We start from the raw sequence: 771 nt of genomic DNA, 5'->3' as shown, positions 1-771 counted from the left end.
AGCTCAGCGGATAGCGCAAATACCAGGAAACCGCCTGAATGATCAGCCACGCTTCAAACTGCCGTCCCTTGAAATCGTCCTTCGACTGGCGTTTCAGCTTTTCGGCAATGGCATTGAGAATCATGAATGATCCGACGCTCCAACAAATCGGCGCGCCTTTTCACCGGCAAATCATCAAAGCGGCGTTAACGGAGAAACTTTGCGACGGGACCTCGATGAGTTTGGCGAAGACGGCCCCGTCGACGAATGGACGCGAATCCGCGATGAAATCCATCTTCAGGTTTGCGAGCAAGGGTATAACCAAGACCTTGCGTCTTTCGTTCAATCCTACGGCTCGTCGGTCGTTGACGCGAGTCTCCTGCTGCTCCCGCTTGTCGGCTTTCTTCCTCCCGATGATCCGCGGGTGATCGGCACGGTCCAAGCGATAGAAAAGCGGCTCATGAGCGACGGCCTCCTGCTGCGCTACGAGCACGGTCGCGGTTCCGAAGCCCTGCCACCTGGACAAGGCGTTTTCCTCGCATGCAGTTTCTGGCTGGTCGGCAATTATGTGCTGATCGACCGGCTGGACGAGGCACGCACTCTTCTCGAACGGCTGCTCGGCCGCTGCAACGACGTCGGCCTCCTAGGCCGTAGACTCATAACGCGTTGATCCAGATGCGGGTAGCAATGATTTTGGCGGCGGCAAGGAAATTGGCTGGGTTCTTGTCGTAACGTGTTGCCATAGCTCGATATTGTTTGAGCTTATTGAAGAAGCGTTCGACGAGATTTCTT

The 771-nt window shown here is 55.6% G+C and carries 1 protein-coding gene and 2 pseudogenes; 1 reads left to right on the top strand and 2 read right to left on the bottom strand.

Features of this window, described 5'->3' with window-relative positions:
* Positions 1-124: pseudogene (locus tag AC1DYF_RS40325) on the bottom strand (IS6 family transposase); the annotation flags it as partial.
* Between the two features lie 75 nt (positions 125-199).
* Between AC1DYF_RS40325 and AC1DYF_RS40320 the strand changes: the two are divergent.
* Entirely contained in the window at positions 200-649 is a 450-nt protein-coding gene (locus AC1DYF_RS40320) for a glycoside hydrolase family 15 protein (protein WP_477884547.1), read from the top strand.
* On the opposite strand, the pseudogene AC1DYF_RS40315 reads toward AC1DYF_RS40320, so the two are convergent.
* Positions 636-771 (bottom strand): annotated as a pseudogene (locus AC1DYF_RS40315) (IS5/IS1182 family transposase); the annotation flags it as partial. The gene AC1DYF_RS40320 and the pseudogene AC1DYF_RS40315 overlap by 14 nt on opposite strands.

It is taken from the genome of Rhizobium sp. P2_G9 (assembly GCF_056403475.1).
Note: the sequence above shows the minus strand (reverse complement) of the source record. Positions and strands in the feature narration are given on the sequence as shown.